Below are 12,840 nucleotides of genomic sequence, written 5' to 3'. Positions count from 1 at the left end.
CGCATTCGGTTCCCGAGCCTGCATTGCAATCTATGCAACTCAAAGTTCTCTTTTCGCACTTGCACAAAAGCGCTCCTGCCAGCATATCTCTCCCTGCCTTTCAGGCATCCTCTCCCAAGACTTCCCAGCCCGGTTGGTTCGCCAGCCGGGCTTTTTTCTTGTCTTGAGCGGACCCGTTCCCTTCCCTCGTTCATTGCATCGACATAGGCCCGTCCCCACGTTGGTCGGGTAGACGCTAGTTGAGAACGGGAGCCCCAATTCTATGGCCGATGCGGACGCTGCAAGCGCGGTAGAGGACAAGACGGTACGGTTGCAGGTCGCAGCCGCGCGGCAGGAGGAAAGCGGGCAGGGCATCGCCCGCATGCCGCGCTCGGCCTTCCAGACGCTGGGCATTACCGAAGGCGACATCGTCGAAATCACCGGTAAGCGCGCAACCGCCGCGGTGGCCATGCCGGCCTATGACGAGGACCAGAGCCTCGACGTGATCCGCCTGGACGGCCTGCAGCGCGGCAATGCGGAAGTGGGCTCGGGCGAGCATGTGAAAGTGGCTCTCGCCGAATCGCGCCCGGCGACCCGTGTCGTGTTCGCGCCCGCCCAGCGCGAGATGCGCCTGCAGGGCCCGGCGCAGGCGCTGAAGCGCAATTTCTTTGGCAAGCCGCTGGTCGCCGGTGACCTTGTCGCCACCACCGGCCAGCAGCCGGTGCAGAACATGCCGCCCGAAGTGCGCCGCATGTTCAACGCGCCCGCCTATGCGCTCACCCAGATCCGCCTCAGCGTCGTGTCGACCAGCCCCAAGGGCATCGTCCATATCGATGAGAACACCGAGGTCGAGCTGCGCGCCGAATTCGAAGAACCGCGCGATGCGCGCGCGGTCGTGAACTACGACGATGTCGGCGGCATGGGCGATACAATCCAGGCCCTGCGCGAAATGGTCGAGCTGCCGCTGCGCTACCCTGAACTCTTCACGCGCCTTGGTGTCGATCCGCCCAAGGGCGTGCTGCTTCACGGCCCGCCAGGCACCGGCAAGACCCGCCTGGCGCAGGCTGTCGCGAACGAAAGCGATGCCAACTTCTTCACCATCAACGGGCCGGAGATCATGGGCTCGGGCTATGGCGAGAGCGAGAAGGCGCTGCGCGAAGTGTTCGAGCAGGCGAGCAAGTCGTCGCCCGCCATTATCTTCATCGACGAGATCGATTCCATCGCCCCCAAACGCGACCGCGTGCCCGGCGAAGCGGAAAAGCGCCTCGTCGCCCAGCTTCTCACGCTGATGGACGGGCTGGAGGCGCGTTCGAACCTCGTGGTGATCGCGGCGACCAACCGCCCCGACGCCATCGACGAAGCGCTGCGCCGCCCCGGCCGCTTCGACCGCGAGATCGTGATCGGCGTGCCCGATGAAAGCGGGCGCCGCGAAATTCTCGGCATCCACACGCGCGGCATGCCGCTGGGCGACCGGGTCGACCTGACAGAGCTGGCCAAGGCGACCTACGGCTTCGTCGGCGCGGACATTGCCGCGCTGTGCCGCGAGGCGGCCATCGACGCCGTGCGCCGGATCATGCCCAAGATTGATCTCGACGAGCGCACCATTCCGCCCGAAGTGCTCGACGAGCTGTGCGTGACGCGTGAGGACTTCCTCTCTGCGCTGAAGCGCATCCAGCCTTCAGCCATGCGCGAAGTCATGGTGCAGATGCCCAATGTCGGCTGGTCCGATATCGGCGGGGTCGGCGACTCGATCGAGAAGCTGAAGGAAGGCATCGAGTTGCCGATGAAGAACCCCGAGGCGTTCCATCGTCTCGGCATCCGGCCGGCCAAGGGCTTCCTGCTTTATGGTCCGCCGGGCACCGGCAAGACGCTACTGGCCAAGGCGGTCGCCAAGGAGGCCAAGGCCAATTTCATCTCGATGAAGAGCTCGGATCTCCTGTCAAAATGGTATGGCGAAAGCGAGCAGCAGATCGCGCGTATGTTCAAGCGCGCACGCGCCGTGGCGCCCTGCGTTATCTTCATCGACGAGATCGACAGCCTCGTCCCGGCCCGCGGCAGCGGGCAGGGCGAACCGCAGGTCACTGGCCGCGTGGTCAACACGATCCTTGCCGAAATGGACGGCCTGGAAGAACTGCAGTCGGTCGTCGTCATCGGCGCGACCAATCGTCCGACCCTGGTCGATCCCGCGCTGCTGCGTCCGGGCCGCTTCGACGAGCTGGTCTATGTGGGCACGCCCGACAAACCGGGCCGCGAGCAGATCCTGGGCATCCACACCAAGGACATGCCGCTCGCAAAGGACGTCGACCTCGCCGATGTGGCGGGCAAGACTGCTCGCTTCACCGGTGCCGACCTTGAAGACGTGGTTCGCCGCGCCGGCCTCAATGCGCTCCACCGCGCGGGCGGGGACGTGCAGGAAGTGACCGCCGAAGACTTTGCCGAAGCCCTTGAGGACAGCCGTGCGACCGTCACTTCCAAGATGGAGGCGGAGTACAAGAAGATGCGCGGCGAGCTGAAGAAGCGGGCCGCCGAAGTGCGCCCGATCGGCTTCCTTTACGACGGCATGGTCGAAAGCACCCGCGACGAGAAGCACGGGCCCGAAACCACGGGCTAGGCCGGGCTAGGGAGCGCCGGGCTCTTCGGCCTTTTCGTGGCCGCCCGGCACTTCCAGCCGGTGGCGGATCAGCGCCTCTTCCTGGTTTTCGCGAATCCAGCCCAGCATGTGCTCGCGCGTTTCGCAGCGCAGGGTCCACAGGTCGCCGATCGTCTCAGCGCTCATGGAGAGGCGCAGCGCCACGCTCTCGGGATAGGCATCGGTCATCAGCAGGGCGAGATTGCGCCCATCGAACAGCGGATGCGCTTTCACGAAGCGTTCGAACTCGGCGCGGATCGGCGGAATGTCGGCAATCGGGTCGAGGTGGAGCATGACCGGGCCGGTCAGCTGCTCGTTGACCCGCGACCAGTTCTCGAAGCTTTCATCGAGGAAGCGGCTGGTGGGCACCACGAGCACGCGCTCGTCCCAGGTGCGCACGGTGACGAAGCTCATGCGGATTTCCTCCACGCGGCCCGCCTGTCCGTCGACCAGCACGAGGTCGCCGATCCTAAGCGGTTGGGTGATGGCCATCTGCAGACCAGCGATAAGCGATTTCAGTGCCGGCTGCGCGGCGGCGCCGACGGCCAGCGCGGCGAGGCCGGCCGAAGCCATCATGGTCACGCCGATATCGCGCACGCCGGGCACGTTGAGCATGACGAGGGCAATGGTGATGATGATCACCGCGACCTTCGCCGTCCGGGTTAGGATCGAGATGCGCGTGCTGTAGGACCGCGCCGCGACGGCATCGATCCGGCTCTCGACATCGTCTTCCAGCCCCTTCGCGATCGCCCCGATCAGCGAATAGGCAACCCATCCCAGCAGGACCGGGGTCAGCCATTTGGCCGCCTCGTCCCAACCCGCACCCACCAGCGCGTCGGCATGCGCGGCGATCGACAGGGCGAAGCCCGCCATGGCCCAGCGCATGGGGCGATACATGCGTTCGACGATCGCATCGTCGAGGAGGTAAGGGGTCGCCGAGACGATCTTCTTGAGGATCTTGAACAGGAACCAGTGCACCGCCAGCGCGATGAGGACGGGGATGACCAGTCCGAGCGCTGTCAGGATAACCGTTTCCGTCGTGATGAGCCAGTTCTGCGGATCGAGGAATTCTTGCATGCGCGCCGAGGTATGGACCTGCCGGTTCAAACGCAAGCCTAGTCGCCTGACGGCAACTCGATCGAAACGCGCAGCCCGTCTTCGGTAAAGCTGCGCTCCAGCGTGCCGCCGAACTGGCGCGAGGCGCTGGTCATGAGCATGCTGCCGAAGCCCTTGCGCTCGGGAATTTCGCCAAGCTCGGCCCCGCTTTCGCGCCAGACCAGCGTGACCATGCCGTCCTTCTCGGTCCAACTGACATGGACCGTGCCTTCGTTCTTCCACGCGCCATATTTCACCGCATTGGTGGTCAGCTCGTGCAATACGAGGCCCAGCGGGGTGACGCGTTTGGCCGGCAACATGATGTCGGGCCCTTCGATCTCGGCGGGATGCTTGCTCGAGCGGTAGGGTGCGAGCGAGGTTTCGACGAGCGAGCGGAGCGAGGCGACGGGGCGGTCGAGTTCGCCCTGGCTGACCTCGTGCGCGGTGAGCAGCGCGCGGATGCGCTGGGAGATGCTTTCGGTCACCTCCTTTGCCTCCGGCTTGTCGCGCGCGCTCATCTGGACGATCGCAAGGATCACCGCGAAGAGGTTCTTCACCCGGTGGTTGAGCTCGCGTGCAAGGAGGTCGGCGCGGTCGCGCGCTTCGCTGACAACCGCGGCCTGCGCGGCTTCGGCCTCGGCCCGAGCGGTCCGGCCCACAAGGCGCGTGCCGCCGATCATGGCGAGGATCAGCAGGACAAACAGGGCGCCGAGCAGCGGCAGGACCCGCGCTTCGCTACGCGCAGCCTCGGCGGTCCGCTCTGCGAGGATCTCGTTCTCGATATCCTCCATCTCCGCAATGGCGCGGCCGAGGCGCTCCATCGTCTCGACTCCCTCGTCGGTCAGCACGGCGCGGCGCGCGTCGAGCAGGCGGCCGTTCTCCAGCAGTTCCACGCTGGCCGCCATCTCGTCGAACTTGGCCCGGGCGAGCGCATCGATCTGGTCGATCAGCTCGGTCTGGCGGGGCGTCGCGTTGTCGCCAATGAGCGCGCGGATCCGGTCGAGCGAGGGGCCGATCTGCTCGCGTCCGATCTGGTAGGGCGCAAGGTAACGGCGGTCGAGCGTGATCAGATAGCCGCGCTGGCCCGTCTCTCCGTTCAACGCCGCGCGGTTGATGCGGCGAAGCTCGAGGAGGATCTCGTTGGTCTTGGCCACCTGCACGCGCTGGGCACGCTCGGCCTCCACCGTCTGATAGGCAAAGAACAGCGTGGCGAACATGGCCGCGGCGATCACCGACAGCAGCGCCACGTTCATCCAGCGCGGGTTGCGGGTCCGCGCAACGAGGTGGTCGATCTCGCTCAGTGCGCTGCTCCCCAGCTAAGGCCCGTCCCGATCTCTACGCCGAGCGGGACATCGAGCGTTACCGAGGGCTCGGCCGCGCCGGCCATGACCCGCTCGATCACCTCGCTCGCCGCCTCGACATCGCTTTCGGGCAGTTCGAAGACGAGTTCGTCGTGCACCTGCAGCAGCATGCGGACATGGCCGAGGCCAGCCTCTTCAAGGGCCGGCATCATGCGCACCATGGCGCGTTTGATGATGTCGGCGCTGGTGCCCTGGATCGGCGCGTTGATCGCGGCGCGTTCGCTGCCCTGGCGCTCGGCCTGGTTCTTGGAGGATATGCGCGGGAACCACGTCTTGCGGCCGAAGAGCGTTTCCGAATAGCCCTGCTCGCGCACGGTTTCGAGCGTTTCCATGATGTAGCGCTGGATGCCGGGGAAGCGCTGGAAGTAGGTGTCGATCATCGCCTGCGCTTCGTCGGGCTCGACGCCCAGGCGGCCGGCCAGCCCCCAGCGCGAGATGCCGTAGAGGATTGCGAAGTTGATCGTCTTCGCACGGCCGCGGGTGTCACGATTGACCTCGCCGAACATCTCTGTCGCGGTGCGCGCGTGAATGTCCTCGCCGTTGGCGAAGGCCTCCTTGAGGCTGGGGACGTTGGCCATATGCGCCGCTAGCCGCAACTCGATCTGCGAATAGTCGGCGGCGAGCAGGACATTGCCCTCCTCGGCCACGAAAGCCTCGCGGATCTGGCGGCCGATCTCGGTGCGGATCGGGATGTTCTGCAGGTTCGGATCGGTCGAGGACAGGCGCCCGGTCTGCGCGCCCACCAGGCTGTAGCTGGTGTGCACGCGCCCTGTCTCCGGGTTGATCGCTTCCTGCAGCGCGTCGGTATAGGTGCTCTTGAGCTTGGCCAGCTGGCGCCACTCGAGCACCTTGTCGGCAATCTCCGCGCCTTCGCCCGACAAGCGTTCGAGCACGCTCTGGTCGGTCGAATACTGGCCGCTCTTGCCCTTCTTGCCGCCCTTGTAGCCGAGCGTATCGAACAGCACTTCGCCCAGCTGCTTGGGGCTGCCGACGGTGAACTCGGTCCCCGCGATGCCGTGGATTTCCTTCTCCAGCCGCGCGGTTTCGGTGGCGAATTCCTCGCTCAGCTTGGCAAGCCGTGTGCGGTCGACCTTGATGCCGTGCCGCTCCATCTGCGCGACGACCGGCACCAGCGGGCGATCGACCCGCTCGTAGACCTTCGTGCCGCCTTCGGTGGCAAGTCGGGGCTTGAGAAGCTTGTAGAGCCGCCAGGTCACGTCGGCATCCTCGGCGGCGTATTCGGTTGCCTTGTCGAGCGGGACTTCGCCGAAGGGAATCGCCTTCTTGCCCGTGCCGCAGACCTCCTTGAAGGTCAGGCAGGTGTGGCCAAGGTGGCGGTTGGCCAGTTCGTCCATTCCGTGCCCGCCGCCGATCCCGTCGAGCTGGCGGCCCGCATCGAGATCGAAGCTGATGATCATCGTGTCCTCGATCGGGGCGACCGGCACGCCGTTGCGAGCGAGGACGTTCAGGTCGTATTTGCCGTTGTGAAAGACCTTGAGCACCGCATCGCTCGCCAGCAGCGGCTTCAGGGCTTCCAGCGCAGCGGTCTTATCGACCTGCTCGGGCTTCTCGGCGAACATGTCGGTGCCGCCATGGCCCAGCGGAATGTAGCAGGCATCGTTCGCGCCCAGCGCCAGACTGATGCCAGCAAGGTCCGCGCGGATGGCATCGAGGCTGTTGGTTTCGGTATCGACCGCGACGAGGCGTGCGGCGTGGGCCCGCTCGATCCAGTGTTCGAGCCGCTCCATCGTCTGGACGCATTCATAGGCCGAACGATCAATCGCGGGGTAATCCGGCAGCGGCTGGCGGTTGCCTTCCGGGCTCGCGGGTGCACCGGCGGTGTCCTGCTTGGCCGGGTTGAGATCGGTGGCCCGCGACGGGCTGCCGCTTCCCGCATCGAGGCGTTTCAGCAGGCTCGCAAAGCCATGCTTGGCGAGGAATTCGGCCAGCGGCTCGTCGGGCACGCCGTCGAGCTTCATGTCGTCGAGCGCGATGGGCAGGGCGCAATCCTCTTTGAGCGTCACCAGCACGCGGCTGAGCTCTGCGTCCGCGCGGTGCTCGAGCAGGCGTTCCTTGAGCTTGGACTTCTTCATCCCTTCCGCCGCATCGAGCGCGGCGGTGAGATCGCCATGCTCGGCAATCAGCTTGCTCGCGGTCTTCGGGCCGACCCCGAAGATACCGGGAATGTTGTCGACCGAATCGCCCATTAGCGCGAGCACGTCGCCCACCAGTTCGGGGCGCACGCCGAACTTCTCTTCGACTTCCTCGATATAGATACGCGCGTTCTTCATCGTGTCGAGCATGTCGATGCGCGCGCCGTCCTTCTCGCCGACGAGCTGCATCAGGTCCTTGTCGGAGGAGACAATGGTGACGTTCCAGCCCGCATCCTGCGCGGCGCGGGCGTAGGAGGCGATCATGTCGTCCGCCTCGACATCGGGTTCTTCCACCAGCGGCAGGCTGAAGGCGCGGGTCGCGTCGCGGATCAGCGGGAATTGCGGCACCAGGTCCTCGGGCGGAGGGGGGCGGTTCGCCTTGTACTGGTCGTAGATCTCGTTGCGGAAGCTCTTGCTCGACTTGTCGAGGACCACCGCCAGGTGCGTCGGGCCATCAGCCTTGTCGAGATCGTCGGCCAGCTTCCACAGCATGGTGGTGTAGCCGTAGACGGCGCCCACCGGCGTGCCTTCGGGGTCGGTCAGCGGGGGCAGCCGGTGATAGGCGCGAAAGATGTAGGCCGAGCCGTCGACGAGGTAGAGATGCGGTGTTTCACCCATGGTAAGGCGGCTTAGCAACCGGTTGCCGGGAAGGGGAGCGTCATTTTTCCGCCGCTCCACAACTCGCGGGAATCCGCCAATTTTGTCGGAAATAAGGCGGAAATGTGGCGGGATTGCGGTGAATCCGCTTGCTACGCCCCAATTCGGCCATTATTTAGACACTGTGAGGCCTCAATTGAGACTCGCGTGGAGAGGGGGCCACTCGCCTTCGAACCGCATCCAAAACTCGCTGTTTAAGGATTTGAACCTATGCGTAAGATCGCTCTTGTTGCTGCCGCTTCGGCCGCTGCCCTGACCCTCGCTGCTTGCTCGGAAGCAACCGAAGACGCTGCTGAAGCAACCGCCGACAGCGTTGCTGCCGACGCAGAAGCAAACATGGAAGCCGCTGGCGACGCCATGGAAGCTGGTGCTGAAGAAGTTGCTGCTGAAGCCGACGAAGCTGCTGCTGAAGTCGAAGCAGCCGTCGAAGGCGAAACCGAAGAAGAAGCTGCTGCCGAGTAATCGCGCACGCTTCGCGAACGGTTAGCGTTCACGAAAAGAAAGGGCGGTGCCTTCCGGCGCCGCCCTTTTCTTTTGCCTGAAATCGGCGTGCGGGACCGGCCTTGGCGCCGGCCGACAGCTGTTACTCGCCGCCGTAATCCGCAGCAGCCCAATTCCGGCCATCGTCATCGAGGCGATCGAAGCCGTAATAGAGCGCAGAGGTAATGCTGGAGATGCGGGCATCGCGATTGGCGCGCGCTTCAAGCTTGCGGGCGCGGCTGCCGTTTTCGACCGCCATCGAAGGGCTCTGCCCGGTCACATAGATCGCCGCGGCGATCGCGCGGCCATCGGCCGTGTGGAAGATACCGATGTCGCTGGCCGTGCGGCTCAGCGTACCGGTCTTGTTGGCGAGCTGCGCGCTCATCGGAAGGGCGGAACGCATGCGCTTCTTGCCCGTCGTGGTTTCCTCCATCGCGTCGAGCAGGACGCGGCGCGAATGCGGGCTGAGCCATTTGCCCTGATAGATTCCTGCGAGCAGCTGGCCCATGGCGCGCGGGGTGGCGCTGTCCTTGGGATCGACGCTCCAGGCCGGGTCGATGCGGCCGTCTTCGCGAATCAGCGTTCGGATGGTGCGGTTGAGCTGGAACCCTTCGATCCCGGCATCCTTCATCCACTTGTTGACCACACGCGGTCCGCCGACCGCTGCGAGCAGGGCGTCGGTACAATCGTTGCAGCTCTTGCTGATCATCAGGCTGAGATGCCGATGCGCGGGCAGATAGGCGCCGCCCGGACGGGGCAGACGAAACTCGCTCGTCAGGCTCCACTTACCGGCGTCGACCCCGGCGAGGTAGACCGCGGCAATCGCCACCTTGCTGGTGCTGGCCATGGGGAAGCGCTGGTCGGCAAGCACGCCGACTTCGCGGCCCGAGGCGAGGTCAATCGCATACACCCCGATGCGTCCGTTGGAGCCTTCCGCAAGGGCGGCGACTTGCCGCTCGAGCGGGGTTTCGTAGACGGCTTCGAGAGTCTGCGGGGCGCGAACTTCGGTGCCGAGCGCTTCGTCGAAAAGCGCTTCGAAACCGTTATCCTGTGCCAGCGCAGGGGAGGCGATCGCCATCGCCCCTGCGGCCAGCCACTTGCTCACGTTACGCAATGCCATAGCGACCCTTCTACACCCTCCATGGTTAGGCAAAGCTTAATGCCCAACAGGATTGCCGGTGCAAGGCCCAAGCGACGAAAAGTGTTGCTGGCGAGACGGTCTATTGTGCCGCTTTGTTACAAAAGAAGGCGCCCAGGCGTTACGCCGACGCGATGGCCTGTTCGATCCGGTCGGTCGGCTCCCCGGTCAGCGTCTTGTCGATTTCGCCAACGAGCCGCTTCTCCAGCTCGCCGTGATAGTGCCGCCGCATCTCGCCGAGGGTCTTGGGATCGGCAATCACCAGCACATCGGTAATTTCGCCCGAGATCGACTTGGCGTTGAGCCATTCGGCCGCGGCGGCGCCATGGGCCAGCTCGTTGAGGTCGGTGCGTCCGTGCTTCTGGCCGATGTCGTCCTGGTGTTTCACCCCGGCGCTGAAGTTCGTCGCGGAAAGGTCCGGTTTTTGGGCATCGCTCAGCTTCGGCTCGAGCGGCGCGCCCGCATTGCGCATGATAGTGAAACTGGAGCCATCGACGAGTGCCACATGGGCGTTTTTGGGAAGGCGCATAGGTCTCTCCTGATTTGATCTGAATGTGTTACCCAACCAACGGACGAAACACGGGAGAGGTCCGGGCTTGAGCGACGGGCCGTTTCCCTGCACACATGAACCGTATGGGAGAGAACCAAAGCGCCGAGGCGCTGGAGCAGGGATTGGCCACGGCGCTTGCGCGCGCGGGCCTTGGCGCACCCGTTGGGTTGAGGCGCCTGACTGGCGGCGCAACCATGGAAAGCTGGATGTTCGCGAGCGACGGGTCGGAATACGTCCTGCGCCGCGCGCCGAGCCTGTCCTTTATGGAAGGGCGCCCCTTCGGGCACGACAGCGAAGCGGCCATCATCCGGGCCGCGCACGAAGCCGAGGTGACCGCGCCCGAGGTCATCGTGGAGCTCGAGCCTGAAGACGGGATCGGCAGCGGCTTTGTCATGCGCGCGCTTCCCGGCACCCCGGACCCGCGCGTCATCCTCCAGATGGACGACCCTGCGGCGATCCTGCGCGATGTCGCCCGCGACATTGCGCGTATCCACGGTCTGCCGCGGGCGGCGCTGCCCGATGATGTCCCGGAAATGGATTACGCCGAAGCGGTCGAGGGGCTGGCGCAGCAATTCGAGGAAGCGGGGGCGGATCGCCCGATCATTGCGCTCGGCCTCAACTGGCTGCGCGCGAACCTGCCCGACCGGGTCGATCCGGTGCTCAATCATGGTGACTATCGGCTCGGCAATCTGCTCGCCGAGGATTCGCGGCTCACCGGCGTGCTCGATTGGGAGCTGGCGCATTTCGGTGACCGGCACGAAGATCTCGCCTTCGGCTGCATGGCGGTCTGGCGCTTTGCGCGGGTGGACCGGCCCGCGCTTGGGCTCGGGTCGCTGCAGGACTATGTCGATGCATACGAGGCAGAAAGCGGCGCGAAGGTCGATGCCGGGCGCTTCCGTTTCTGGCTGGTCTACCGCACCGTCTGGTGGGCGCTTGGCTGCATCCGCATGGCGAGTTTCTGGCGCAGCGGTGATGACCGGATGCTCGAACGCGTCGTGATCTCGCGCCGGACGAGCGAGCAGGAACTCGACCTGCTGCTCCTGCTCGAAGAGGACGCGCCGGAGGAAGAGCAGGCGCGGCCCGTCCCGCGGGCAGAGGAAAAGCTCGAACCCATGGGCGAGGCGAGCGTGGGCGAGATCGCGACTGCGATTTCCGAATGGCTCGCCACGGTGAAGGACCGGATGGAAGGCCACGACCGTTTCCAGCTGGCGGTCGCCCGCAATGCGCTTGGCATGATCGCGCGCGGCGATGCCGTAGAGGTCGAGTTCGACGACGAACTGCTCGCGCAGGAACTGCTCGACGGCGAACGATCGCTGGCAACGCCGGGCCTGCTCGCCATGCTTCGCCGCAACGCGCTCGACAAGCTCGGCGCCGACGTGCCCAAATACCCCATGCTCGCCCTCGCGCGCGCCAAATGGACAGGAGAGGACTGATGGATTTCGCCGTACCGCAGGAGCTTGAGGACTATTACGCCGAGCTGGTCGCCTTCATCGAAAACACCATCGAGCCGCTGGTCGCGAAAGACGACAACATCCGCTTCTTCGACCACCGCCGCGAGGATGCGCGCACCGATTGGGAGCGCGGCGGCCTGCCCAATCACGACTGGGAAGACCTGCTGCGCCAGGCGCGCAAGGCGGCCGACGAGGCGGGCCACTGGCGCTTCTCTGCGCCCAAGAAATACGGCGGCAAGGACGGGTCGAACCTCTGGATGGCCGTCATCCGCGATCGCTTCGCCCAGCGCGGGCTTGGTCTCCACAACGATCTCCAGAACGAGCATTCGATCGTTGGCAACTTCCCCTTCGTCGCCATGTTCGAGACCTTCGGGACCGAGGAGCAGAAGGAGGAATTCATCACCGGCGGCTTCGAGGGCACCCGCCGCGTTGCCTTCGGCCTGACCGAACCCGACCACGGCTCGGACGCCACCTGGATGGAGACCAAGGCCGTGCGCGAGACGCGCGATGGGGTCGAGGGCTGGCGGATCGATGGCGAGAAGATGTGGATCACCGGCATGCATGTCGCCACACACTGCGCCATGTTCGCCCGCACCAGCGGCGAGAACGGCGATGCGAGCGGGATCACCTGCTTCCTCGTGCCCAATCCCACTCCCGGCCTGGAGATCGAGGAGTGGATGTGGACCTTCAACATGCCCACCGATCACCCGCGCCTGTCGGTCAACAATGTCTGGGTGCCCGACAGCGCGATCCTGGGCGTCGAGGGCCGCGGCCTCGCGCTCGCGCAGAGCTTCGTTCACCAGAACCGCATCCGCCAGGCCGCCTCCTCGCTCGGCGCGGCGCAATACTGCGTGGAAGAGAGCGTGCGATACGCGCGCGAGCGCAAGCCGTTCGGGCAGGAGCTGGCGCGCAACCAGGCGATCCAGTTCCCGCTGGTGGAGCTTGCCACCCAGTGCGAGATGCTGCGCCTGCTGATCTACAAGACCGCGTGGGAAATGGACAACATGCCGCACGAGGAGATCGAGAAGACGATCTCCGACAAGGTTTCGATGTGCAATTACTGGGCGAACCGGCTGGTCTGCGAAGCGGCCGACCGGGCGATGCAGACGCATGGCGGGATCGGCTATTCGCGCCACAAGCCCTTCGAGCACATTTACCGCCACCACCGCCGCTACCGGATCACCGAAGGGGCGGAGGAAATCCAGATGCGCAAGGTGGGCGCCTACCTCTTCGGCTATCTCGGGCCGCGTCGGGGCAAGTTCGCGCGTTCCTGACCCGCGCCCGTGGGCGGTTCGTAGATTTTGCGCTTGACCGCCCGGGGGCGGCAAGGCCTCATGCGCGCCGAGG

At 65.3% G+C, this 12,840-nt stretch carries 9 protein-coding genes; 4 read left to right on the top strand and 5 right to left on the bottom strand.

Features of this window, described 5'->3' with window-relative positions; genetic code table 11:
• Positions 1-262 precede the first annotated feature (262 nt).
• Positions 263-2,590: a CDC48 family AAA ATPase gene (locus KUV82_RS13830; protein WP_219954817.1), complete on the top strand. Its 2,328-nt coding sequence runs from the start codon at positions 263-265 to the stop codon at positions 2,588-2,590.
• 6 nt (positions 2,591-2,596) lie between these two features.
• Here KUV82_RS13830 and KUV82_RS13825 read toward each other — a convergent pair whose 3' ends face one another.
• From KUV82_RS13825 to polA, 3 genes are read right to left on the bottom strand one after another with little or no spacing between them, the layout of a single operon-like run.
• Positions 2,597-3,685 carry a mechanosensitive ion channel family protein gene (locus KUV82_RS13825; protein WP_219954816.1) on the bottom strand — a complete coding sequence of 363 codons (1,089 nt, stop codon included), beginning with the start codon at positions 3,683-3,685 and terminating at the stop codon, positions 2,597-2,599.
• Positions 3,686-3,723: 38 nt separating this feature from the next.
• On the bottom strand, positions 3,724-4,956 hold the full coding sequence (locus KUV82_RS13820; protein ID WP_219954815.1) for a sensor histidine kinase: 1,233 nt from the start codon (positions 4,954-4,956) through the stop codon (positions 3,724-3,726).
• Between the two features lie 44 nt (positions 4,957-5,000).
• Entirely contained in the window at positions 5,001-7,835 is a 2,835-nt protein-coding gene (gene polA, locus KUV82_RS13815; RefSeq protein ID WP_219954814.1) for a DNA polymerase I, read from the bottom strand.
• 249 nt (positions 7,836-8,084) lie between these two features.
• Between polA and KUV82_RS13810 the strand changes: the two genes are divergently transcribed.
• Positions 8,085-8,336, top strand: coding sequence for a hypothetical protein (locus tag KUV82_RS13810; RefSeq protein WP_219954813.1), 252 nt, complete (start codon positions 8,085-8,087; stop codon positions 8,334-8,336).
• A gap of 121 nt (positions 8,337-8,457) precedes the next feature.
• Here KUV82_RS13810 and KUV82_RS13805 read toward each other — a convergent pair whose 3' ends face one another.
• Both KUV82_RS13805 and KUV82_RS13800 read right to left on the bottom strand, forming a co-directional pair.
• Positions 8,458-9,474, bottom strand: a complete 1,017-nt coding sequence (locus KUV82_RS13805; RefSeq protein WP_258319771.1) for a serine hydrolase — start codon at positions 9,472-9,474, stop codon at positions 8,458-8,460.
• 139 nt (positions 9,475-9,613) lie between these two features.
• Entirely contained in the window at positions 9,614-10,021 is a 408-nt protein-coding gene (locus tag KUV82_RS13800; protein WP_219954812.1) for a baeRF12 domain-containing protein, read from the bottom strand.
• A 95-nt stretch (positions 10,022-10,116) separates the two neighbouring features.
• Here KUV82_RS13800 and KUV82_RS13795 point away from each other — a divergent pair, with 95 nt between their 5' ends.
• Together KUV82_RS13795 and KUV82_RS13790 are read left to right on the top strand one after the other, a co-directional pair.
• Positions 10,117-11,475: a phosphotransferase gene (locus KUV82_RS13795; RefSeq protein WP_309148083.1), complete on the top strand. Its 1,359-nt coding sequence runs from the start codon at positions 10,117-10,119 to the stop codon at positions 11,473-11,475.
• Complete coding sequence (locus KUV82_RS13790) at positions 11,475-12,767, top strand: acyl-CoA dehydrogenase family protein (protein ID WP_219954811.1); 1,293 nt, start codon at positions 11,475-11,477, stop codon at positions 12,765-12,767. Before KUV82_RS13795 ends, KUV82_RS13790 begins: the two co-directional genes overlap by 1 nt.
• Positions 12,768-12,840: the final 73 nt, after the last annotated feature.

Source organism: Qipengyuania flava (genome assembly GCF_019448255.1).
Lineage (GTDB): Bacteria > Pseudomonadota > Alphaproteobacteria > Sphingomonadales > Sphingomonadaceae > Qipengyuania > Qipengyuania flava_A.
This window is presented reverse-complemented; position numbering and strand designations above follow the sequence as displayed.